This window comes from Acinetobacter sp. C32I (assembly GCF_023702715.1).
GTDB lineage: Bacteria > Pseudomonadota > Gammaproteobacteria > Pseudomonadales > Moraxellaceae > Acinetobacter.
Genome location: NZ_CP098480.1, coordinates 500,032 through 524,260, shown reverse-complemented (window position 1 = coordinate 524,260; position 24,229 = coordinate 500,032). Strand labels below are relative to the sequence as shown.

The window sequence follows — 24,229 nt, the reverse complement described above, 5'->3', positions numbered from 1 at the left end:
ATGAACCTGTTTGACTCAAATAACGTGTCCAAACATTTGGATCATGTGCGTATTGTTATGGTCAATACCACTCTGCCAGCTAATATTGGTAGCGCCTTACGGGCCATGAAAACCATGGGTTTATCCAAACTGGTTTTGGTTGCACCAAAAACCTATCCGCATCCCGATATCGATGCTCTGGCGGCAGGTGCACAAGATTTAATTGAACAAATTGAAATTGTTGAGACCTTAGAACAAGCCATTCAAGATTGTCATTTGGTTTTTGGAACCAGTGCACGTAGCCGCACCATTCCATGGCCCTTACTGGATGTTCGTCCTGCTGCACAGGAAGCACTACAAGCTGCAACTAAAGCACAGCATATTGCAATTGTATTTGGTCGTGAAGATCGTGGTCTGACTAATGAAGAATTGGCTTTGGCCAATTATCACTTAACCATTCCAGTGAATCCTGAATACGGTGTATTGAATGTTGCTCAAGCCATCCAAGTGGTCTGTTATGAACTCAGAATGGCTGCATTGGAGCAAAATACCTCGGTGACAGAAACACCAGTCGATCACATGCAACTCAAACAGCAACAAAGCATGGAATGGGATGAGCCTTTAGTCACACAACAGCAAATGGAAGAGTTTTATCCCCATCTGGAAAAAATGCTGACAGAAATCGAGTTTCTTGATCCGAATAATCCCCGTTTACTGCCATTACGCTTGCGTCGCCTGTTCGGAAGGATACAATTAGATCGTATGGAGTACCATTTATTGCGCGGTATTTTCAGTCGCGTACAGGCACTTGCCAAAGGTTCATGGAAAAAAACAGATACGGAGGATCATAGTCATGATTAAACAGCTAAAAGAAGATATAGAAGCTGTATTTGCGCGTGATCCCGCGGCCCGAAATACGCTCGAAGTTCTCACCACTTATCCTGGGATTCATGCCTTGATCATGCACCGTATGGCGCATGAGCTCTGGAAAAAGGAATATAAAGGCAGTGCCCGTTTGCTCTCTTCATTTAGCCGTTTTGCCACTGGGATTGAAATCCATCCTGGTGCAAAAATTGGCAAACGCTTTTTTATCGACCACGGCATGGGTGTGGTGATTGGTGAAACAGCTGAAATTGGTGATGATGTCACGTTGTATCATGGCGTAACCTTAGGTGGAACGACATGGAATAAAGGCAAACGCCATCCAACCCTCGAAGATGGTGTGGTCGTTGGAGCTGGTGCAAAAATCTTAGGCCCATTTACGGTACATAAAGGCGCTAAGGTTGGTTCAAATGCCGTCGTTACCAAAGAAGTTCCAGAAGGTGTAACCGCTGTTGGTAACCCCGCCCGCTATATTTTCAAAGACAAGAGCCAAATCGAGCAAGATGAAGCCAGCCGCCGGGACTATGCTGAAAGTATTGGTTTCCAACCTTATGCGACGACCCAAGACCAGTCCGACCCAATTTTGGAAGGTATTCGTGTTTTACTCGATCGTATGCAGAAAAATGAAAAACAGATGAATGTACTGTGCCAGCGATTGTCTGAACTTGATCCAAGTTTCAAACCGCAAAGCTCAAAAAATCAACCATTGAGTAAAGAGGAACTTAAAATTATTGAAGAAGTTAGACGCGAGTGCGAAGCTCAGAACAAAACTTCAGCAACATAGTCAAATATATAAGAAATGTAACAAGCTTCTCATTGCAAGTTGGTTTTGCTTTTCCTAGACTGGTAAAACCAACGATCTACTTCTCATTTAACTAAAATTAATGGATGTAAAGCATGAATTTTAAGCCTTTGGCATTACTTGTACTTTCAACTTCTTTTTTGACGGCCTGTGGTATCGCCCCAGTTAAAAAAGAAAAGGTTGCTGAACCATTTGTGTTTAAAGAACCAGATCCAACTCCTCCATTCTATGCTTTAAATCCAACTAAGTATGATGCACCACCAAGTTTTGAAGTCGCAATTAAAGATGCTGCTGCTCAACCTGTAACCAAAATGGTAGTGTCTTTACAAAGTGATCCAACCAAATCGACCACACTAGATATCAATAAGCTAATCGTACCGACCATTGACAACAAACAGCGCAGCATGAAATATGCAGTTCTTGCTGGTGATAATGAAATTGATGTGACTGAAATTGATGACTTCTTACAATTGGTCGAAGGTAAAGCCCGTCACTACCCACCTCGTTTTCCTGAACGTCAAGAACGCAAAGGTTATGAAGTCAAGTTAAAAGAAACCACACAAAAGTTGGATGCACTTGCTGAAAAACCAAATGCGTCTTTAGATGTATTGACACGTGCGTTTAAAGCAAGTGTGATGGCACGTAACATGGACTTAGGTACAGCCTACACAACAAAATCATTAACCTATGCGCAACGTATTCTTGCGATCAACCCAAATGATCCTGAAACCAATTTCTGGTTTGGTTTTGGTTTATCTGAAGGTGGTGGTCAACGTGAAGCGATTCCTTATTTAGACAAAGCCATGAAAGGTGGTGTTCAAGAAGCGTACCTGTCTGCTGCCAATAACTATTTATGGTTAGAGCAGAAGAAAAATGCGATTCAAACCTTGAAAAACTACAAAATTAGCTATCCGGATGAAGCTGAAGTAACTGATCGCTTGATCAAAGAAGTCGAAACAGGCAAACGCTGGAATGTATGGCAAGTTCTCAACTAATTGGAACTGCCTAGATTTGTAAAAAATAGACTGTCGTGTACAGTCTATTTTTTTATCTATCATTGAAAAAACATTCGATTTTCGTATTATAGCAAGAATCTCCCAACGAACTTGCTGACATATCATGCTAGCATTTGCCCCCAATAAGCGTTTATTTTTTATCTCTCTATGCAGCACCATGTTGATGAGTGGTTGCCAAGTTGTCAGTCTTAAACAGCAAGCAGTTAATGTAACGATTGCCAACGAACGTAACAGTATTCTGACTCAAAAAAAGCTCAGCGAAGCCAGCCTCAATGTCTTATCAATGTCTGGTAAAGAAGCCAAAATCTGTATGCAAACACCAAATGAGTGCATTGCAGATCTACACAAAATTCCGCAAATTCAGGATGAGCAATTACTGTCAACTGCCAGTGAATTATATCTTTCCAAGGCACTCACCATTTCAGATTCGTCTGAATGCAAGATCAGCAAACTGACAAAACATAAACCAGTAGAAGAACAGAAAGCCATTCAAAAGACCTATGAGCAATGCTTGGATCAAGAGCTGGAAGCTTTAGATAAAAGCATTCGCTATAGTTATGCATATTTATTCAAAACGGCTCGACAGCCGCAAGAACGCATTTTTGATAACCGTCAGGTCCAGATTCGAGACTTTTACAATCAAGCTTTAACCAAATTGGTAAATGTACATAGTTTAAGAAACCCTTCTAAAACCATTAGCCCCACCATTCAGATTGGCAAAAGCACCTACACTATCGATATTCAGTCCTATCAACGCTTACAAAATATGAAGCTGGAGAAATTTATTTCCAGCTATAACATGAACTTTTCAGGGCTAAGAGCCATTAACCGCCGAGATGGTTTCGGTTCCGATTTTGTTGCAGTGTTTCCTTCAACGGATGCTGTCCATGGCGAAAATAAATATATTCTAGACCCTTTAACCTTCAACTACCCTAATGGCATTAATCCCAATATCCATAAAGCTCGTTATTTAGCCGCGACCATTATTGCGCAGCCCAAAAATGCAGCCGCAACAATTAATGATGTTTTAAATAATCCCAACTTTGAAGTAAAGGTTTATGACCCTTATAGCGTAGAAAAAGTCAGTATTGCGGGGAAAGAATATTCGCTTGCAGCCAATTTCTCAGCACCGTATGGACTTTGGTTAGCTGAGAATAATTTAGGGGCAGCAGCTTATTTAACTTTAATTGATCGTGATCAGCATCTGACCATGCCACATCTCTATATGCTGGAACCCTATAATCCGAACAAGAAAGTGATTGTATTGGTCCATGGCCTTGCCAGCAGTCCTGAAGCATGGATTGCAGTGACCAATGATATTATGGGTGATGCCGTCCTACGTGAACATTATCAAGTCTGGCAAGTGTTTTACTCCACTAATATGCCGATTCTAGAAAGTCGCTTCCAGATTTACGCACTCTTAAAACAAGCTTTTGGCTCAATCAACAATAAAGATGCAGCAGCCCAAGATGCAGTTTTAATTGGGCATAGTATGGGAGGCATTATCAGCCGACTCTTAGTAAGCAATGCTGATATTTCCAAACAGGCGCTCACCATGATGAGTAGCCGTCAACAAACGCGTTTACGCAAACATCCTGTCATTGGTGAACGACTCAAAATGGAACCGATTACTAATTTTGATCGTGCCATTTTCTTGGCGGCTCCACATAAAGGAACGGACTTTGCCGATCGCTGGTTTACACTGGCAGCACGTAAAATCATCAAACTCCCTGCAACCTTCTTGACCACTTTGGCAGATACACTCACCAGTGATGATATGGATTTAAAAGAATTCGTTAAAACCCTGACCAATGATGTGATTCAAAATGGGCCAAGTGATCTCAGTAAGAAATCCAAGTTTATGGAATTAACCGCCTCTATTCCACCAGAAAATGGACTGGTTTTTCACTCGATTATGGGTAATATCACCAAAAGTGACGATCCAAATATCATTACAGACGGGATTGTTCCTTATAAGAGTGCACATTTAGATGGCGCTGTTTCCGAGAAAATTTTTACTGGCGGTCACTCAATTCAAGAAACGCCAGAAGCAGTTTTAGAATTACGTCGTATCTTACGTGAACACCTTGTTGATCATGGTTTATATAAACCTAAGAACTAAACACAATAAAAAAGCCCCAAATCATTGGGGCTTTTTTAAGCGATAACTTACACACCAGAACGGATCATATAATCAAAAGCAGACAGTGATGCTTTGGCACCCTCACCTGTAGCAATGATGATTTGCTTGTACGGCACTGTAGTACAGTCACCTGCGGCAAACACACCTTTGACATTGGTTTCGTTGCGATCATTAATCATGATCTCACCACGATTACTGAGTTCAACCGCACTGTTCTTTAAGAAATCTGTGTTTGGTAATAAACCAATTTGTACAAAGATCCCTGCAAGTTCTACAGTGTGTTCAACCTCAGTGGCGCGGTCTTTATATTTCAATGCCGTTACCTGAGCACCATCACCGACCACTTCAGTACTTAAGGCATTCATGATCACGGTGGTATTTGGCAAGCTATTTAATTTGTCCTGCAACACTTGGTCAGCACGAAGTTTGGTATCAAACTCAACCAAAGTCACATGCTCAACAATCCCTGCAAGGTCAATCGCTGCTTCGACACCAGAGTTACCACCACCAATCACCGCAACACGTTTGCCTTTGAACAACGGGCCATCACAGTGTGGGCAATATGCGACACCACGAGTACGGTATTCAGCTTCACCCGGTACATTCATTTCTCTCCAACGTGCACCTGTAGACAAGATGATCGTTTTCGATTCAAGCTTGGCACCATTTTCCAGTTCCACTTCAACCAGACCATTGGCCGTTTGATCTGCACCTGTGATCTTGCTGACACGTTGCAAGTTCATGATATCGACACCGTATTCACGGACATGGGCTTCCATGTCTTGAGCGAACTGAGGACCGACAGTTTTTTGAACAGTGGTGAAGTTCTCAATGTCCATGGTATCCATCACCTGACCACCAAAACGTTCAGCCACGATCCCAGTTTTGATGCCTTTACGCGCTGCGTAGATCGCCGCTGTACCACCCGCAGGACCACCACCAATGACCAATACATCAAATGCATCTTTGGCATTGATTGCGGCTGCATCTTTCTCAGCTGAATTGCTATCCAATTTGGCAACGATTTCTTCCAAAGTCATACGGCCTTGACCAATATGCTGATTGTCTTGGAACACCATTGGCACAGCCAAGATTTTGCGTTCTTCAACTTCGTCTTGGAAGAAGGCACCATCAATCATGGTTGCCGTAGTATTTGGGTTGTTAATTGCGATTAAGTTGAGTGCTTGCACTACATCTGGACAGTTATGGCAGCTCAATGAGACAAATACATCAAAGTTCGCGCCTAAGTTGAGGCCTTTGATCTGAGTAAGTACTTCATCAGAGACTTTAGGCGCATAACCTGATACTTGTAATAATGCCAAGATCAAAGAAGTAAACTCATGTCCCATCGGCAAGCCAGCAAAGAACACACGTGGTTGTTCACCTGCTTTGGCTACACCAAAACTAGGACGGCGAGCGTTTGAACCGTCAAAACGCGCCGTAACTTGGTCAGAAAGTTCAGCAATTTCAGTCACGAGTTCTTTAATTTTTGCAGCTTTGTCGGAGTCATCTAAAGCAGCAACCAACTCGATTGGACTTTCTAAACGTTCTAAGTAAGCTTTTAATTGAGTTTTAATATTTTGATCTAACATGTATTTCTCCAAACGCTAAGACTTTTAAATCAGCTAAATTCATTCAATGAAGCTATAGTACGCAAAAGTACTGAATAGGTAAAACAGTATGTTTTTATTAGTTTGATCGGATAAACCGAATCAAGATTTACAAGACATCAAGCTTTTGGGTAATCCGAACACGACGATTTTTCAAATTTTTGGCAAGTACATATAAAATTGTACTTAAAGCAATTGCCAATACAATCAGCCCCGATAAGACCACTTTTACAATCTGCGAAATACGCTCTGCTTGCTGCGCACGTTGATCTAAAGGTTGGGTGACTGAGGTCATACTTTTACCGTACAACTGTTGTTGCATGACCCATAATTGCTCAGGCTTAAAATCGTAGCTTTCAAATTGGGTTGGATTGGTTTTTTCTGCACTAATCAATTGATTAACATAAAAATTAGCAGTCTTTCGGTCAATAGGCTGATGCAACAACGCGACTTGTGCCAAGACGTAGGCTTTTTCAGTTGCAGCAATATCTGCTTGCTGTAAATCTTGCGCAATTTGACTTTCAACGATATTACTTTGATAACTCATCCATTGCTGATAAGCCTGTTCAGTTTCATCTTTCCAATCATATTGGATATAACTCAAACCCGACCAAAGCAAAATAAATGCAATGATCCAAGCCAAAAGCCGTTGTGACCACGCCTGAAAACGCTGTTGAAAAAACTTAAATTTCTTCACCCAACTGACCAATAAAAAAGCACCAATGAATGAAACAAAAATTTTTAGGAACAACCAACCAAACCATGACAACAAACTAAAGAAGTAATCCGCAGCAGGTTGTTTAAAAGGTACCATTTCTTGAACATGATAGGGCAAATCTAAAGCCTGAACATACATGGAAAGATCAAAGAAACGATAGATAAATTCTTTTTGCAAAAATAATGATGCAACTGTCACAACCACCAAGCTACTGGCGAGTAAAAACCAGATCATCAAATGGCGCTGACGTTTTTTTAAAAGCGCTAAACGCTGGTCAATCGGTTGTACGCTAAAATCTTCTATGGGTGACAATGATCTTTCCTTCAACGATTAAAAACATCTCAAGATTTAGATGGCTGACTATTCTCCAGCACGAGATGATTCAAACTCTCCTGTAAAGCACGCAAACGTGTGGTCGCTTCCACACGCTTTTGCATCCCCTCTTTTTGGATTTGAATCACATCATTCACTGTTTTAATGAGGGTGTTTTGTACATGTTCAAGTGTTTCCACATCAATCACTGAACGTTGATTGGCTTTTGCGGTATCGACAGAGTTCTGATGCAATAACTCAGCATTACGGCGCAATAATTCGTTGGTGGTGTCATCAATGGCTTTTGCCAACTGCACGCTGTTCTTCTGCTCTTGTAATGAAATCGCCAGACTAATCTGGTTTTTCCATGCAGGTAGCGTAATGTTCTTGATGGCATAGAACTTATCCACCAACATTAAATTATTCGACTGAATAATCCGAATCATCGGCAAAGTCTGCATCGCAGATTGTTGTAGAACCTGCAAATCACTGACTCGTTTTTCCAGATTATTGGCTAAGTGATTAAGATCATAGATCTGTTGAGTGGTTTGCTGATCTTGCGCTTGTGTCGTAAGTGTCGAAATCTGCTGTTGAATATCTTGCTGTTTCAATTGCCCTGCAGCGATGTATACACCAAGTTGTTTATATTCATCCTGTACCGCATCGAACATTTTATCTAGCGTTCCCACACGGGCTTTTAAACCTGACTGCGAACTTTCAATCTCTTTTACCAATACATCAATCTGTTCTTTGGTGGTATTAAAGTGCTGATCAAAATTTTGCTTGGCACCCTTAAACTTACTCAGTAAACCACCCAAAAACCCCGAACTTTTAGACTTATTCAAAATACTGGAGGTATTGAGTTGTTGCGCAACCTGAACCACCTCATTCAACTTTTGCCCTGTGGTATCTAAATCCTTATTTTGAACCAAACTCAGTAATTCATCGGTATAAGTCGATGTCTTATTGGCAATATTTTTGCCATATTCTGCAACTGCAGTGGTACTGATATCGGCCAGTTCTTTATGCGCATCCATCACTTCAGCAAAATCTTGAGGTTGTAGGCCTAAGTCTTTTAGGTTTAACTGCTCAAAACGCTGCTCTGGCTTAATTTCAAGCGCATGAGATGTTTTGCTAAGTTCTGAATCTGACATCATATTTCCCTCTTATTTCTGTAATGATTTTTTCAAATTTTGAATGAGATCTTCTCGACTCTTATCGAGTTGATCCAGTGTTGCGGTCGAGTGAGATTCTCGACTTTGCTTTAAATAATATTGCCATGCTGGAATTAAGACCTGTTGTGCTTCTTTAAAACGGTCCAGAAGGCTAAAAGACAAATGCTGTGACAATTGCATCTGTTTCATTGCAATATCATTACTGCTTTGCAATGTTTGTAACGTATTGATTTTTTTAGATAGTCGCTCGACAAAATGATCAAGTATTTGCTGTTTGGTAAATTGAGGATATTCATTTAAAAACTCATCAGCAGCCTGAATATAGGCCGCCATCTGTTCCCTTAAACCCAATGCCTGTTGTAAACGTGACTGTGATTTTTGAATTTCGATCTGCAAACGTTGGCTTAAATGATTGGCCTCATGAATTAAACGGTCAAGATCTTTGACATACTTCACCTGCCCTGCATCGTACTCAATATCAATCCCGAGCCATTTTTGTAGTGCATTAAAACGTCGTGTACCCAAATGTTTTTTTGATAAAGACAGTTGCTGAATAATCTGAGTAATCACTTCACTCAACTGTTGATTCAGTTGAGGATCAACCCCATTCAATAAGACACTTTGGGCTTGTACTAAATGATCCGCATAATGATTGAGGCGATGCGGGTCATTGAGTAAAGGCAATAAGTCATTACGCTTAATCGCTAAAATATGTTCTTGATTTGACTCAATTTGCGATAAGGGTGTTAAGTCGTGCGGTAGCGTCATATCAGTCGGAAATCGTAAGAACAAATAAATTTGAACAGGTTTAGTTGTAGCATGTTCTTAGGCTTTCGCATACTTAAATGTTGTTATGATTTTTAACAATTTCTGCAGACTTATCAATCAAAAAACCTCTGAATTACAATCAATAAAGAGGTTTTCATGATGATCTAAATCATGTGCTATTCATCATTCAACGCACATTCAAAACTATTCGGATTCTGCTTACAGCGCACTTTTTTCAGAAAGTTCATCATTTTTGGATCATAAATGCCAGCCTTGGTTAAAGAAATACGGGCTTCACGCATCATTTTCATATAGTTCACCTGCTCCTCAGGCGAAATATTCATCCAGTATTTGGCTGGAATTTCCTTTTCATATTTGGCAATAATATTAAAGGTACGTCCCAATTGCCCAGCCACCCATTCACGCGATTTCTGCCCAAACCCTTCGGGAAATTTATCTTTTCGGATGATGAAATTCGCTGAGATTTGTGTCAGTGGAAACTTTACAATGCCGCCTTTATCTCCCAATCCCTTATATAGCTCAAATGGTTTGTAAGCAACGATTGGCGCAGGCACAATATCAATCTGATGATTGTTAAACTTTGCACCTGCATTGGTCACATCGACGGAAACTGCTTGTGCACCGACTTGAGCGACCAGTTTAGGTTGTGCTTCGTCATAAGCAAACACCCCCACCTTCTTACCTGCTGCCTTGGCTAAGGTATTAATACTCCGATCTGCTACAAATAGATATGCAGGGCCAATGGTTCCCAGACCCGCGATTTCATAGGGTCCATTAATCATGTTTTTTGCCGCTTGGGGTTTAGATAACAGTTGATAAGCAAGAATAGCGGTTTTTAAGTCAGTTAATGCCCCAATCGCATCTAAAGAACCAATATATTTATTGAATTGACGTCCACGCAAACCACTAATAATCGCGCCATCACATTGCCCTACTTTCAAATCTTCTGCGGCGACCCGTTCATCAACATAGGCTCTTAAATCAATATCAGCACCCCATTTTTTAGCTTCGAGCGCATAATCCTTTGCCAATGCGAATGCATCACCTGATTTACCGACTGGATCAAATACACAAACCGTTTGCTTCGCCTGAGTTGCTGCAGCGAATCCGAATAATGCCAAAGCGATTAAACCATTTTTAATAATCATCTCGTTCTTCCCAGATAAGATTTGTTTTATCTCTTTATCTCAACTGATTTGATGACACGATCCTATGACGAGATTTTTATTTTTAACGGATTTACAGCCAATCATTCAATTGACGCGAGTATTTTCAACGTTTTACCCGCCTTAGGTTGATGCTGAACTTTGTGGTAGTGCATAAGTTCCAATGACATGTGCAACAGGTTCCTCATCATCAAGTGAATATAACCAGACTTCTCCTGTGACCAAGGTTTTACCCACCTTAATTAACTTACAAACTGCCCGTATATCCCGATTACCATTGGGTTTACGAAAGAAGTTAATGGTCATATTGGTGGTGACAGCCATCGCCACCAGTCCTAAATGCCCCAAAATGGCAATATAGAGTACATAATCAGCAATCAACATCAGCGTTGGACCAGAAACGGTTTGTCCTGGACGCAGATCCCCTGCATCAACACGATAAAGTAATTGTGCCCCCTTAGCAGGGATCTCTTCGATGGTACTTTTTTGTAATGCCTGCGGAAATTCCTGTGCTAAAAACTCAATGATTTCTTGCTTATCCATTGCCATATGTTTTCCAAATGATGTTCATGTTATGTATAAAAAATCTAAAAAGCTCCAACCTAATCGGCTCGATCTGAAAGCTCATGTAACACCTGCCAATAACTAGGCGGTGCAGACACATGCCCTCGTTCACGTAGCATCTGATGCATTCGTGGCAATTTAAAATATGGTACTGCTGCCATTAAATGATGTTCTTTATGATAGTTCACATTAATCGGTGCGACCAAAGCTCGTGCCAGATAACCCGCCTTTGTGGTACGGGTATTGGTTAAAGCACTATTGCTGGTCTCCATTCCAGCATGCTCAGCCATTGAACGAACCCGTAGGAATAATGGGAATGGCGTTAAATAAGCCAATACCCATAACCCATAGAGTTTAGGGTGGCCTGCTGCCCATAAGGCTGAAAACAAAGCTGCATTGGTTGCAATTGCACCGCCACTGTTCTTTAAGAGTGCTTTGGGATAATCGGTCCAGTGTCGTCCTTCTTGAGAAATCCAACGGCGATCATTGGAGACCGTCCATTCCATTTTCTCAACATCCATCAATACGCGGCCGACCGCGAACTTAAATCCAGTCACGCCAGATAAATCTCGCATAAACTTGCGCATCAATGATTTTTTTGTAGTTGGAAAACCTGTGACAAGGGATAGATCTGGGTCATCGACCGTAGAGGTTTTACTATGATGACGCATGTGATGTGCACGATATTTATGTAAATCATTCCAAATCGGGCGAGCACACAACCAATCGGTTAAGCTGTCATTCAGCCATTTGGTTTTAAATAGACTTTGATGGGATGCATCGTGCATGATAATTGCCAACGCCAATTGACGGCCAGCCAAAATCACCAAAGCCGCGATACACATGAGCAATTTACCCCATGCAGGTAAATATTCCCAAGTGCTTGCTACCGCAGCAAATGTGCCACCAATCACGGCCCACGTCGAGAAAACCGCCCAACCACCATGTAAATCCGACTTTGCGGTAAGTTCGGTAATTTCTTCTCGTGTGAATAGATCACTAATCGCAACACGTGTATTCATATCCTTAGCCTATATTTGTTCTATTTTTAAATCTTACCCTTTATATTTTTTATTTTAGAGCACACAATATTTCTGTCAATAAATTAAAATTTAAAAAACTGTAATATTTGTAATCAATATTTACTCGATTCTGCGTTCATAGAATTTACGCCAAGCAGCTAAACCAGTTTGATCGAGCTGTTCTACACTGTGAGCAAATTGCTCCCGTAACGCAACATCCACAAAACCTTCAGGCAACAATGGATCATTCATCAATAAGGAAATTGTTTGACGTCCTAATAACAATGACTCTCTTGCCGCATCTTCCAAACTTAATTGATCTGCTGTCGATAGCCATGTTTGGATCATTTGACTATATTTCTGGTAATTCTGATTTAAAGTTTGTGTTGACCAAAGTGCAGGAATTGCAGCTAGGGTTTTGGTATCAAAGTGGCTAATTTGGCAAATCTTTGCACTGCTTTCCAAACCTGAGCTTTTTAATTCAGCGACAAGTGGATCAAAACCAATCACCAAGTTATCTGGACGAAGATAAATACCTTGTTCGAGTTCTTTAAAACCGAAATGCTTGAGTGCTCTTTCACGACGATGCAAGGCTGTACGATCAACACGCCCCAACTCACCCGTAAAAACGGCTAAATATTGCTGATTCCACTTCTTGGTCTGTTGAATACCATGTTTACGATTGAGCATGACATTGGCCCATTCATGCGATTGAACTGTAAACTGATACACGCCACGCTCAATTGCTTCAATGACCCCATCACTAGAGAGTCGCGTCACGGCAACCCGAATACTGTTTTCACTAATCTCAAAAAGTTGCGCCGCAAGAATAATTTGCTTAATGGAAATCGCTCGTCCCTGAAGACCTAACAGTAAATCAGTAATTAAGTCTCGAGCATTCATTTTTGCTATTGTCATTGTGCTATCGAACCAGATCTGGAATGAAGAAATAAAAAAGAAAATTTTAGCGGAGAATCTCCCTTTTCGCAGTTGCCAAAAGGGAGATATTTTTATTTTTTTATAGGAACACAAACAATAAGATAATACCGAGCACAATACGGTACCAAGCAAACACACGCAAAGTATGGCGTTCCACAAACTTCACCAATGCACTCACCACCAACAGCGCTGAAATAAAGGCTGCCACAAAACCAACGCCGATATTCAACATATTGTCTTGCGTCAATACATCCGCATTACGTGCTAAGTCAAAGACTGCTGCCCCCAACATGGTAGGCATGGCCAAGAAGAAGGAAAACTCAGTTGCAGCCTTACGAGACAAGCCCGCGAACATCCCCCCGACAATAGTTGCACCTGAACGAGATGTCCCTGGAATCATCGCGACACACTGGGCGCAACCCACTAAAAATGCTTGTTTGTAGGTAATTTTGGTTGCATCTGTCGTTTTATGGTCAAAGTTCTTAGACTCAACCCAGAAAATGATTAAACCACCAATAATCAAAGCGAATGCCACTACAAGTGGACTAAACAAAACACTCTTAATAAAATCAACTGCAAAAATACCAATCACAACGGCTGGAATAAAAGCGAGTAAGACACTAAAAGCAAAATGCCGAGCTTCTGCGTCCCCACTAAAGAAACCTTTAACCAAGTCAAAAATCTTTTGACGATATAGCCAGCACACAGCCAAAATTGCACCAAGCTGAATAACAACTTCAAACACGCGACCATCATCAGAATGAAAGTCGATCATATGACCAAATAAAATCAAATGACCTGTACTTGAAATGGGTAAGAATTCGGTAAGACCCTCAATAAAGCCTAAAAATAAGGCCTTTAAAATTTCAATATGTTCCATAACTTACTCAAAAGTAGGTAATACAAGTGTAAAATAAATGGCAAGCTTACCCTGAAATGTAAGCACTTTATGTGATTGTCACGTAACGGTTTAACGAAACAGATTCCAATTAATCTATATGGTGTATTAAATAATCATCAGACTATTTTTCTTTTGCATTTGTTCAACCACTTCATGGGTATCAAAGCCCAAACGCCAATACAAAAGTTCTAGCACATCGAGTTCATCTTGAGTAATGATTCGATCATTCCACAGGCATCTTTCTGCAATCGACAGAATGTTGAGTCGGTCACGCAACAATAAACCAGAAACGTCATTGAGAATCTCAGCCAAATCGAGTGGCTCGTCTGAAATGTCGGCATAGGTTTGCATTTCATCTGCTGTTAGAAGCATTTGCAGAATGCGTTCACGGACTTCGAGCTGATTTGGGCTATTAATCTGTTGGACATGTAACAGTGCATCAATCAAATGCACAATTTGGGATTTCACATCTTCAAATGCCGCAGGCAAATGTGCAGGCATTAAATTCAGTTCTTGTTTCACACGTTCCAATAATAAGGCATCAAGCAAGCCCACCTCGCCGTCTTCTTGAATAATACAAGCCAGCTTGGTCAAGAACTGACGCGCAATGCTGGTTGGCATATGCCCGATATTTTTACAGGCATCGTGGAAAATTTGCACATGAATACGGCCGTCCAGATTTAATAACGCATCGACAATGGCATGGCTCACAGGGGCTTCCTGCGGAATAAATTCACGGTATTGACGAATCATCAAAATCGCAACCATGACCTCACGCGAACCTGTTGCGGTCTGCATCGCTCGCTGAATTAATTCAGGACGTTTTTTATTTTTACGTACTTCTGGATTGAGCGGTTTGATTGCATCATTGAGTGCAAAACTAATCGGAGATAAACGCAACAAAGGCAATGGCTGTGGTGAACTCCACGGCAATGTCAGCTCGGCACTTTCTTCTTCTAATGAACGGAATAAACTAAATAAAGGGCGATTACGCAGCTTTCTTAAATTCTCTAATTGGAGGTCCTGTAATAAAGTTGGATTCAGCTCATAAATCCGCTCTTTGATACTCGGATGAATGTTCATCCAGCTTTGTGGACTCAGTGAGTTAGCAAAGCACATATGTGAGATCGACTCAGAATAAGCACTATGAATCTGCGATCCTGAGTGGTGCACATAAATCCGTAACAAGGTTTGAATATTGGCATTGTTATTCATCAAACGCATGGTTTTAAGATCATTGCGGAAGGTACGACCACTTAAAGTGAGATATTTGATACAGCGAGTAATGAGAATCCCCAAACTCCCAATCAGCCAAATTACCCCACCAATCGCAACAAAGATGGTTTCGAACTTATTTCGATAAGTCGTCGCATAAGGGTTATAGCCCGCCTGAGCCAATTTACTGCCCCACTGACTAAAAGTAGTCAGGCCACTATATAAAATTTTCAGCTTGGTATTTTCAACCGCTTCACCTGATAAAATCTGGTTAAATTCATAACTGAGCAAACCATACAGCTCAAGCTCATCCAGATTTTGTAATGCCCCCCATGTCAGAATAATCACAATATCCTGTGATCTAAATCCTGCGGTTAAGGCATTTACCCCAACTTCATCGGGGAGCACATAGACTGCGGGGGTATCGATATCAAAGCTTTTAGCAACCTGCTCGACCACTTTTAATGCGGTGCTTTCTTCTGGCGTACTTTCATCAAAGACCAAACGACGTGCTTTGAGTTGTTTTGCCAGAGAATGACCGCCTTCTCGCAGTACATAAAGTTCCGCACCGACAGACCACACTAAAACAAAAATCAGTAAGACTATAAAATAGGGACTGAGGACATGCCACCAGATTGGTTGTGAATAATCAAAGAAATGGACAACCAACCCCAAAATTAAATTGAGAATAAAGACAGTAAGCAACATTGCAAGAAGACAGAAACTGACTGACCATGCAATATTTTTATTTTCAATTAGATAATGGCTCATTTCTTTCAATGTAAGTTTTCCCGATTACATTGTTTCAGTTAGGATTTCCGTACTGCCTATCATAAAATAAAAAAGCGGGAAATTCCCGCTTTTCTATAGATTAAGATGATTACTCTTCTTTAATCCCAGTAAGATCAACTGAGGCTGCATCAATATTCACATCGATATAGCCATCTGATTTCTTTTTCGCTGAGTCACTACGCTTTTGCTCAAGTGCATCGAGGTATTCTTTGTCGATACCACCCGCAACATAGACGCCATCAAAGACTGAACAATCAAATTCAGTGAGATCAGGTACCTTGCTGGTACGCACTGCATTTTTCAAATCTTCCAAATCTTGGAAAATTAAACGGTCTGCACCAATATTTTCACGAATTTCTTCGACGGTACGGCCTGATGCAATCAACTCTGTCTTGGCTGGCATATCAATACCATAGACATTTGGATATTTTACCATCGGCGCAGCAGAAGCAAAGAATACCTTCTTCGCACCAGAGTCACGTGCCATTTGAATGATTTCATTACACGTGGTGCCGCGAACAATTGAGTCATCGACCAACAACACATTCTTGTCTTTAAATTCAAGCTCAACAGGGTTTAGCTTTTGACGTACTGATTTTTTACGTTGTTGCTGACCTGGCATAATGAAGGTACGTCCGATATAACGGTTTTTCATAAAACCTTCACGGAATTTCACACCTAGAATATTCGCCAATTCTAAAGCAGAAGTACGACTGGTATCTGGAATTGGAATCACCACATCAATATCGTGTTGCTCACCCCATTCTTTCAGAATCTTGTACGCCAGCTTCTCACCCATTTTTAAACGGGCTTTATAGACAGAAATACCATCAATGGTTGCATCTGGACGCGCAAAGTACACATACTCAAAAATACATGGACGATATTCAGGATTTGCAGCACATTGCTTGGTGAATAACTGACCATTAGCATCAATAAAAACTGCTTCACCCGGTGCAATATCACGTTCGACTTTAAAACCAAGCGCAGTAATCGCAACTGATTCAGAGGCAATAATATATTCAACACCCTGCTCAGTTTCACGCGAACCATAAACCAAAGGACGAATCCCGTTTGGATCACGGAAGCCAACCAAGCCGTGACCAGTGATCATTGCCACAACGCCATAAGCACCTTTGCAACGCTCATGTACACGAGATACGGTGTGGAAAATATCTTCTGGTGTTGGATTTAAAGTACCGATCTTCTGTAACTCATGTGCAAACACATTCAGTAAAACTTCAGAATCAGAATCGGTGTTCATGTGACGTAAATCTGTTTTGAACAGGTCATCATGAATTTCAGCAGCATTGGTCAAATTACCATTGTGAGCAAGGGTAATACCATAGGGTGAGTTTACATAGAAGGGTTGCGCTTCAGCGCTACTTGATGAACCGGCAGTTGGGTAGCGAACATGCCCAATCCCATAGTTTCCAAGCAATGCACGCATATGACGAGTATGGAATACATCGCGTACCATACCGTTATCTTTGCGGAGGAATAAACGCCCTTGATGGCAGGTTACGATCCCTGCAGCATCTTGTCCTCGATGTTGCAGCATCGTTAAGGCATCAAATAACATTTGGTTCACTGGTGATTTACCGGCTATCCCAACAACTCCACACATAGCAACCTCGCGACAAGCTAGCGATTAATAAAAAGGATTTTTCGTCGAATGATCGGAACGCTCATTCACAGAAGCACGTTCCGATTCGTCCATTTCTTGCGAAGGGCGATGTAATAACGCACCTTCTGATGTCATTTGATTTAAAGCTTGATTTGCTGCATCTTTGGACAATTCAGTCGCCAAAGGTGCGTAAGGTAATAAAATTTGTACGAATTTAGACTGTTTCCAATGCGGTGAACTCTCGACCCAAGGCCCTAAACCCTGCATGGCAATGAGTACAATCAGGAGTCCTTTGAGGGAACCAAATGCGCCACCCGCTAAACGATTTAATGGGCCCAATTTTAAACTTTTCAAGAGCCCATTGAGTAATGCAGACACAATCCATGTACACACCACAATGATCAACACAATAAAGGCAAATGCTGCAATTTTTTGCACCACAGGGTCTAGGCTAAGACTGCTCATCGCAGGTGCCAACACCACAGCGTATTTTGCCCCAATGATCAATGCGAATATCCATCCGATCAAGTTCGCAAAGGCTTTTATAAATCCTTGACGCAAACCGTTCAGCCCTCCAATGAGCAAGATGACCAGAATGATGATATCAAGCGTGTTCATTTCACACAGTCATCGCATCAACACAGTCTTTGACTAATGTTGGGCCAGTATAAATGAGACCACTATAGACTTGCACCAAGCTTGCACCTGCCTGCTGTTTTGCAACCGCCTGCTCACCAGCTAAAATGCCACCGACACCAATCAATGGAATTTGACCCGCCAAAACTTTAGCAAATTGGCCTAAACATTCGGTACTCTTTTCAAATACCGGTGCACCTGACAAACCACCTGCCTCATTCCCATTTGGCAAGTTTTCCACACCATCACGGCCTAAGGTGGTATTGGTCACAATCAAACCATCAATTTTGAATTGCAATAACTGCGCTGCAATAAAGTGGATATCTTCTGAGCTTAAATCTGGTGCGACTTTAAGCACCAATGGAACATAATGATTATATTGATCTGCCAGTTCGAGCTGACGATCTTTTAAAGTTTGCAACAATTCGGTCAGCGCATCACCGCTTTGCAAACTGCGAAGATTTTTAGTATTCGGAGATGAAATGTTAACCGTAATATAAGAAGCGTAATTATAAACTTTTTCTAGACAAATCAAATAGTCAGATACGGCATCTTCAACAGGTGTATCCGCATTTTTGCCGATATTGATGCCTAACACACCTTTAAATTTTGACGCTTTTACATTTTCAATCAGTTTATCCACACCATCATTATTAAACCCCATACGGTTAATAATGGCTTTGGCTTGAGGAATACGGAATAAACGAGGTTGAGGATTACCTGCTTGTGGGCGTGGTGTAATGGTCCCAATTTCGATAAAACCAAAACCTAATGCCGCTAAAGCGTCAATATGTGCACCATTTTTATCTAGACCAGCGGCAAGACCCACAGGATTAGGGAATTCAATACCCATACAGGTTACAGGTTTTGCAGCAACTTTCTGATGCATAAAGCCAAGTTTGTGGGCCTTATCTAGCATAGAGAGAGTCAGTTCATGTGCACGCTCTGGCGCTAAAGTAAACAACAAAGGGCGAGCCAATGAATATAACATACCAATCACAGTCTACTGATTTTCAAGTAGACGTATTATAGGCATAGGCGTATCAAAACGCCATGCCTGACATACGGTTATTTTAATCGGTTATTGTACTGTTGCAGTTAATTTAATCTGATTATTGTTTGACACCATATCCATTTTTTGAATACTGATGCCGGCTTGAGACAGTTGCATCAAAAAGTTAGCCAATACTGCATAGTTTTGATGTTCAGCCACCAACTGGATTTGTTCTCCATTTTGTTGCGAAGACACAGCCAAACCTTGTTGCTGAGCTGTACGTTGAATTTTATCCGCTACAGTTAAACCTGAATCACCAGCAGGTTTCATGGTCGCCGCATTACTCTGCATCCACACGGTTAGATCTTTTAATTCATTTAACCGTTTTTGTTGTTGATCTGCCAATGCATGCGTTTTCCACAACGCAAAACCAATCACTGTCACAATGACAAAAATGCTGGTAAAGATCACCATCACACGTTCACGAACCGATAAACGTTGTAGATATTCATTCAATGCTTCAATTTTCTGATCAAAGCCGTTTTGTAACCGAGTTAATGCTTTCATTATTTTACTTTCACCACCCCAATTGCGCCAACACTATCTGCCTGCACATTACCGAGCTCAGCTTGGAAACCTTGTTGGTTTAATTGTTGTGTTAGTCCTTGTAAATCATCTGCAGATTTTGCTTTAAGCGACATTGCCAAAGTCGAGGCATCATAACTCACCTGCTGCGCAACAATTTGTTTTTGCATCAAGATTGGACCAACACGACTTAATAATGACAGTGCTTGCGTATCACCAAGTTGACTCATCCGCAGTTGGCCTTCAAATGAGCTTTTCAGATTTTGCTCAGTCACTCGTCCGCCTTCACCAAACCAAGCTTTATATTGCTCAATCGCTTGAGCTGCAGTTTGGTCCGCAACTTTTTTCAGCTTCGACCAGCGCAGCGCATCATAGCCCAGTTGTACAATAATCACAGCTAACAATACGGCAGCCGCAGCTTTCCAATAACCAGACCATTGCGTTTCTGCATTTTTTGCTTTGGGTAATACATTAAAAGGATGCTGCTTCGGTCTTAATAATTGTTCAAATTGATAACTAAACTCAGTGCGCTGATCTTTACTAGATGCCGTCGCTAAACTTTCCAGTTGCCCAGCGTTTAAGTTTGCAAATTTATACTGCGTTTCTGCTGTTTGAAACTCAAGATATAAAGCGAGGTCATCTACTGAGTTTCCTGACCAAGCATTTTCTCTTACCAGTAAATGATCATAAAGATTCAGCAGTGCCACTTGATCCTGTTCCGGTTCTGGCACAAGCAAAAAATCTGGTAAAAATGCTGCAATCTGGATCGGTAAAAGGCTCAGTGCATGTTGCCATGTTTCAATCGAATATTGCGCCACACCCAAGATATTGAGTTGATCATTTTGAAAATGATGAACCACTTTCATTTGATCGATTGGCAAGGTGACAAACTCTTCCAAGAGGTATTTAACACCTTCCTGTCCCAATTGTTTGTAATGTGCCTTGGTCATTGGCTGTTGTAATAATTGCGCATTTCGGCTTGGAAAATAAACCACAGCCTCTTTTCCATGATGCTCTTTCAAGTCCTGAATTAACTGTTCAAGACTATGTGCCTGCAACCAATTTTCCCCTGCCGACCAATACCATGTTCCATTGGTTTCGGGCATCCATAAATACAGCATCGGTGTTCAGTACCCTTATCCTATTGCGGATATATAAAAATTATAATGTTGGTGTAAAACGATTCTTTTGTGTCGACAAACCGTTCGCGATCACAGCTTGATCATAAATACGTGCTTCGGCCAATGCAAACGGATTAAAGCCTTCATGTGTCAATTGTTCTTCAATATGTGCCACCACATTCATATGACACACTACAGCAATTGACTCATACGGCAATTTGGATAACCACTCAATCGCATCTTTGGCATCATCATCCGGTTTAATCTTATCGCAAATTAAAACTGGAATACCGTGAAAATGTGCTTTGATATGCGCCAAAGTTTCCTGCGCACGTAATAAAGGACTGACCACAAAGATTTCTGGTTGGATGAGATCTTTCAAAAACTGACCTGTTTGTTCAGCTTGTTGATGCCCACGTGGCGTAAGTGGGCGTTGCATATCGTTTCCATTAATAGCTGGAGACGCTTCACCGTGACGAACTAAAGTTAACTGCATAAAACAACCTTATTTTTTATAGCTGTATCATAACGCGAATAGATGACAGTTTTTTGATTAGACTTCATGATGCGGTAAAACAAATTCCACATCACTGCGATGACCATTTTTCATCAAAGACAACGCAATGGTCATAGGCGGCGCACCTTCAAAAATCACTTCATACAGTGCATTGGTAATCGGCATATACACATCAAGTTCTTCAGCTTTAGTTCGCACCTGAACGATGGTATTAATCCCTTCCGCAGTCTGACCGAGTTCCTTGGTCGCTTGATCCAGTGTCTTCCCAGAACCTAAAGCAAAACCAATTTGGTAATTACGGCTTAATGGGCTGTTACAGGTGGCAAATAAATCACCAACACCAGACAGACCGAGGAAAGTCAAAGGATTAGCCCCTTGCTTTACTGCAAAACGGCTCATTTCTGCCAAAGCTCGGGTCAAAATCATACTTTTGGTATTTTCACCAATCTTATAAGCCCCCCCCATTCCCATGGCAACTGCATAAATATTTTTTAATGCACCACCCAGTTCTACACCATGCACATCATCACTACCAAATACACGAAATAAAGCACTATGCAAAGCATGTTGCACCGCATAACGCACCAATTCAGATTCACTGGCAATCACTGTCCCAGACGGCATGCCCGCCATAATTTCTTTGGCAAGGTTTGGGCCAGATAATACACCATAAGGCACTTCTGGTAATTCAGCACGAATGATATCGCTCATAAAACTAAAGGTTTTTGCTTCAATCCCTTTGGTCAATGAAACCACGGCTTGCGATGTAATAAACGGCGCAATTTGTTTTAACACATCACGAAATGAATGGCTCGGAATCGCAACTAGAATAATATCACGATCTCGTACAGCCAATTCCAAGTCGGCAACAGCGCGTAAAGCTGGCTCTAGTGGGTAGTCAGGTAAATAGCGTTTATTGATATGCGTTTGATTAATTTCTTCTGCGACGGCCGCATCACGAATCCAAATCATGGTATCGCAACCATTTCTAGTCGCTAAATTCGCCATTGCCGTACCAAAACTACCACCACCCAGTACCGTGATTCTCAATGCTGTTTTCTGATCTACGGCAACAGGTTCAACTAAATCGCTAAAATTTAACTCTGACATTTTTTATCCTGAAACGAATTTCTTTCTTTAATGAATGGCTCAAAATAAAGCTTAGTGAGCTTGCCATATTTTTACGAAATCTTGGCTGTCTATTTCTGCTCTTGGCGCAATCGCTTTCGCAGCTGTTCCAATGTAAATAATTCCAGAAATAAGATCCTGTTGTTTTAATCCCAATTGCTGTTTCAACCAATTCGATTCAACCACAGCCCCAGAACGCCACATGGTTGCAAAACCTTGCGCTTGTAAAGAGAGCAAGAAGTTTTGAATCGCAGCACCTGTACTTAGAATCTGTTCAAAGTGTGGCACTTTAGGATGATCTTGAATCGTGGTTAAAGCTAAAATCAACAAAGGTGCACGAAATGGATGCTGTTTTACTCGATCAAGTTGTGCTGGATCTGACTCGCCTAAATCTGCTAAAGCACTCGCTAAATGCTCACCAAAAGCCGCGCGTAGCTCCGGGGTGACAATCACAAAACGAGTTGGTTTTAAACGATGATGATCAGGCGCAGTCAATGCAGCTTGCACTGCTTTTTCGAGTTGTTCTGTATTCGGCGCAGGCTCAATGAGTTGCCCAATAGATTGACGTTGATGAATATTTTGATGAATTGTCTCTATATTTGAGTCCGTCATTGAAATGAATCTAACTAACACAAGGATGGCGCTAGATTAGCATAGTCTGAATGATTTTCACTATGCTTAATTCATGCTTGTCATAGATGTCTATAATTGAATTTTGTTGGTAAATCACAAATATCATCATCGCTAAACTCATCATTCATTTGAGAAAATTTACAGAGTGTCTGCATAAACTGTACAGAACCTGCAAAAGCGTTCGGAAATTCTATGTTCCAATAAAACAATTATGTAACGACTTGAGAACAAGTAATGAAAAAAACCTTCATCATGAGTTTAGTTGGTGGCTTAGCACTTGGATTAACAGCATGTGCCTCTACTCCGACCAACACATTGGCGATTCAAAAAGAGAATAATCAATACGAAGTCACAGGTATTGGTAAAACCAATCTGATTGCAAAAAACAATGCGGTTACTGCTGCACAGAAAACCTGTACCCGCAACACAGCCCCAGTCGTTGTTGATGAAAAAACTGCGTACCAAGGTGTATTAAAAGGCGTTGTCGACGAGCAAACAGGTAAAATGGTCGAAGCTGCTGCAGGTGTACTCGGCACGATTACAGGTAAAAATGCGTCACTCGCACGTGATGATGATTATCAAACCACACTTACCTTCTACTGCAAGGCTAATTCATAAATACAAAAAAGCCGATGTTTGAAACATCGGCTTTTTTCTGCTTTGTCACTTAGTGCGCTTCGCTCGCAGCGACTTCAGATGCTGCACCTTGTTCGGCAACATCAGTATTATTTTCATCTAAATTCGGTTTATCAATCGCATCAATTGCAGCTTGTTGCTCTGGGGTCGTCTGTGTTGTTACAGCAGAAGCTGCTTGATCTTGCTGTTCAGCATTTTTCACTTCTTCTTTCTTTGCACATGCAGTCAGCATGATTGGAGCAATAATTAGAGCAGCAAGGGTTAATTTAAATTTCATCACGGCTTTCCACAGTTACTTGGTTAAGTTGTGACAAGCATATTTCAGAT

24 protein-coding genes are annotated in these 24,229 nt (G+C 41.2%); 5 read left to right on the top strand and 19 right to left on the bottom strand.

Annotation, left to right across the window (positions count from 1 at the left end; all coding sequences use genetic code 11):
* The 4 genes from NDN13_RS02530 (at nt 1) to NDN13_RS02515 (ending at nt 4,801) form a co-directional block, all read left to right on the top strand.
* Nucleotides 1-840 (top strand): RNA methyltransferase, encoded by an 840-nt coding sequence (locus tag NDN13_RS02530; protein ID WP_251117055.1) that lies wholly within the window; start codon nt 1-3, stop codon nt 838-840.
* The gene (gene cysE, locus NDN13_RS02525) at nt 833-1,645 is read left to right on the top strand and encodes a serine O-acetyltransferase (RefSeq protein WP_251117054.1); all 813 of its coding nucleotides are present in this window, start codon (nt 833-835) and stop codon (nt 1,643-1,645) included. Before NDN13_RS02530 ends, cysE begins: the two co-directional genes overlap by 8 nt.
* A 113-nt stretch (nt 1,646-1,758) precedes the next feature.
* Entirely contained in the window at nt 1,759-2,658 is a 900-nt protein-coding gene (locus tag NDN13_RS02520; protein WP_251117053.1) for an ABUW_2363 family tetratricopeptide repeat lipoprotein, read from the top strand.
* Nucleotides 2,659-2,782: 124 nt separating this feature from the next.
* Nucleotides 2,783-4,801: an esterase/lipase family protein gene (locus tag NDN13_RS02515; protein WP_251117052.1), complete on the top strand. Its 2,019-nt coding sequence runs from the start codon at nt 2,783-2,785 to the stop codon at nt 4,799-4,801.
* A 47-nt stretch (nt 4,802-4,848) separates the two neighbouring features.
* Here the strand turns inward: NDN13_RS02515 and ahpF are convergent, their stop codons facing one another.
* From ahpF to NDN13_RS02425, 18 genes are all read right to left on the bottom strand, one after another.
* Entirely contained in the window at nt 4,849-6,414 is a 1,566-nt protein-coding gene (gene ahpF, locus NDN13_RS02510; RefSeq protein WP_251117051.1) for an alkyl hydroperoxide reductase subunit F, read from the bottom strand.
* 127 nt (nt 6,415-6,541) lie between these two features.
* A complete protein-coding gene (locus tag NDN13_RS02505) occupies nt 6,542-7,462 on the bottom strand; it encodes a hypothetical protein (RefSeq protein WP_251117050.1) in 921 nt (306 codons plus the stop codon).
* A gap of 29 nt (nt 7,463-7,491) precedes the next feature.
* Nucleotides 7,492-8,616: a toxic anion resistance protein gene (locus tag NDN13_RS02500; RefSeq protein ID WP_251118144.1), complete on the bottom strand. Its 1,125-nt coding sequence runs from the start codon at nt 8,614-8,616 to the stop codon at nt 7,492-7,494.
* Between the two features lie 12 nt (nt 8,617-8,628).
* Nucleotides 8,629-9,405, bottom strand: a complete 777-nt coding sequence (locus tag NDN13_RS02495) for a tellurium resistance protein (RefSeq protein ID WP_251117049.1) — start codon at nt 9,403-9,405, stop codon at nt 8,629-8,631.
* A gap of 176 nt (nt 9,406-9,581) precedes the next feature.
* Nucleotides 9,582-10,574 (bottom strand): putative solute-binding protein, encoded by a 993-nt coding sequence (locus NDN13_RS02490; RefSeq protein ID WP_251117048.1) that lies wholly within the window; start codon nt 10,572-10,574, stop codon nt 9,582-9,584.
* A gap of 141 nt (nt 10,575-10,715) precedes the next feature.
* Nucleotides 10,716-11,141, bottom strand: a complete 426-nt coding sequence (locus tag NDN13_RS02485; RefSeq protein ID WP_251117047.1) for a PaaI family thioesterase — start codon at nt 11,139-11,141, stop codon at nt 10,716-10,718.
* A 53-nt stretch (nt 11,142-11,194) separates the two neighbouring features.
* Nucleotides 11,195-12,178, bottom strand: coding sequence for a fatty acid desaturase family protein (locus tag NDN13_RS02480; RefSeq protein WP_251117046.1), 984 nt, complete (start codon nt 12,176-12,178; stop codon nt 11,195-11,197).
* Nucleotides 12,179-12,298: 120 nt separating this feature from the next.
* Nucleotides 12,299-13,096: a PaaX family transcriptional regulator gene (locus NDN13_RS02475; RefSeq protein ID WP_251117045.1), complete on the bottom strand. Its 798-nt coding sequence runs from the start codon at nt 13,094-13,096 to the stop codon at nt 12,299-12,301.
* A 100-nt stretch (nt 13,097-13,196) separates the two neighbouring features.
* Nucleotides 13,197-13,997 (bottom strand): undecaprenyl-diphosphate phosphatase, encoded by an 801-nt coding sequence (locus NDN13_RS02470; protein WP_016543161.1) that lies wholly within the window; start codon nt 13,995-13,997, stop codon nt 13,197-13,199.
* A gap of 126 nt (nt 13,998-14,123) precedes the next feature.
* Entirely contained in the window at nt 14,124-16,013 is a 1,890-nt protein-coding gene (locus NDN13_RS02465) for a M48 family metalloprotease (RefSeq protein WP_251117044.1), read from the bottom strand.
* Between the two features lie 100 nt (nt 16,014-16,113).
* Complete coding sequence (gene purF, locus NDN13_RS02460) at nt 16,114-17,652, bottom strand: amidophosphoribosyltransferase (protein WP_251117043.1); 1,539 nt, start codon at nt 17,650-17,652, stop codon at nt 16,114-16,116.
* 24 nt (nt 17,653-17,676) lie between these two features.
* On the bottom strand, nt 17,677-18,270 hold the full coding sequence (locus tag NDN13_RS02455; protein WP_251117042.1) for a CvpA family protein: 594 nt from the start codon (nt 18,268-18,270) through the stop codon (nt 17,677-17,679).
* Nucleotide 18,271: 1 nt separating this feature from the next.
* On the bottom strand, nt 18,272-19,279 hold the full coding sequence (locus tag NDN13_RS02450; protein ID WP_251118143.1) for a quinone-dependent dihydroorotate dehydrogenase: 1,008 nt from the start codon (nt 19,277-19,279) through the stop codon (nt 18,272-18,274).
* A gap of 90 nt (nt 19,280-19,369) precedes the next feature.
* Nucleotides 19,370-19,849, bottom strand: coding sequence for a type II secretion system protein M (locus tag NDN13_RS02445; protein ID WP_251117041.1), 480 nt, complete (start codon nt 19,847-19,849; stop codon nt 19,370-19,372).
* The gene (gene gspL / locus NDN13_RS02440; RefSeq protein ID WP_251117040.1) at nt 19,849-20,988 is read right to left on the bottom strand and encodes a type II secretion system protein GspL; all 1,140 of its coding nucleotides are present in this window, start codon (nt 20,986-20,988) and stop codon (nt 19,849-19,851) included. Before gspL ends, NDN13_RS02445 begins: the two co-directional genes overlap by 1 nt.
* A 40-nt stretch (nt 20,989-21,028) precedes the next feature.
* The gene (locus tag NDN13_RS02435) at nt 21,029-21,484 is read right to left on the bottom strand and encodes a SixA phosphatase family protein (protein WP_251117039.1); all 456 of its coding nucleotides are present in this window, start codon (nt 21,482-21,484) and stop codon (nt 21,029-21,031) included.
* A 57-nt stretch (nt 21,485-21,541) separates the two neighbouring features.
* Nucleotides 21,542-22,615, bottom strand: coding sequence for an NAD(P)H-dependent glycerol-3-phosphate dehydrogenase (locus tag NDN13_RS02430; RefSeq protein WP_251117038.1), 1,074 nt, complete (start codon nt 22,613-22,615; stop codon nt 21,542-21,544).
* Nucleotides 22,616-22,666: 51 nt separating this feature from the next.
* Nucleotides 22,667-23,245 carry a nitroreductase family protein gene (locus tag NDN13_RS02425; RefSeq protein WP_251117037.1) on the bottom strand — a complete coding sequence of 193 codons (579 nt, stop codon included), beginning with the start codon at nt 23,243-23,245 and terminating at the stop codon, nt 22,667-22,669.
* Nucleotides 23,246-23,500: 255 nt separating this feature from the next.
* On the opposite strand from NDN13_RS02425, the gene NDN13_RS02420 reads away from it, so the two are divergent.
* On the top strand, nt 23,501-23,884 hold the full coding sequence (locus NDN13_RS02420) for a hypothetical protein (protein WP_251117036.1): 384 nt from the start codon (nt 23,501-23,503) through the stop codon (nt 23,882-23,884).
* A 49-nt stretch (nt 23,885-23,933) separates the two neighbouring features.
* Here NDN13_RS02420 and NDN13_RS02415 read toward each other — a convergent pair whose 3' ends face one another.
* Nucleotides 23,934-24,179, bottom strand: a complete 246-nt coding sequence (locus tag NDN13_RS02415; RefSeq protein WP_016541143.1) for a hypothetical protein — start codon at nt 24,177-24,179, stop codon at nt 23,934-23,936.
* Nucleotides 24,180-24,229 lie beyond the last annotated feature (50 nt).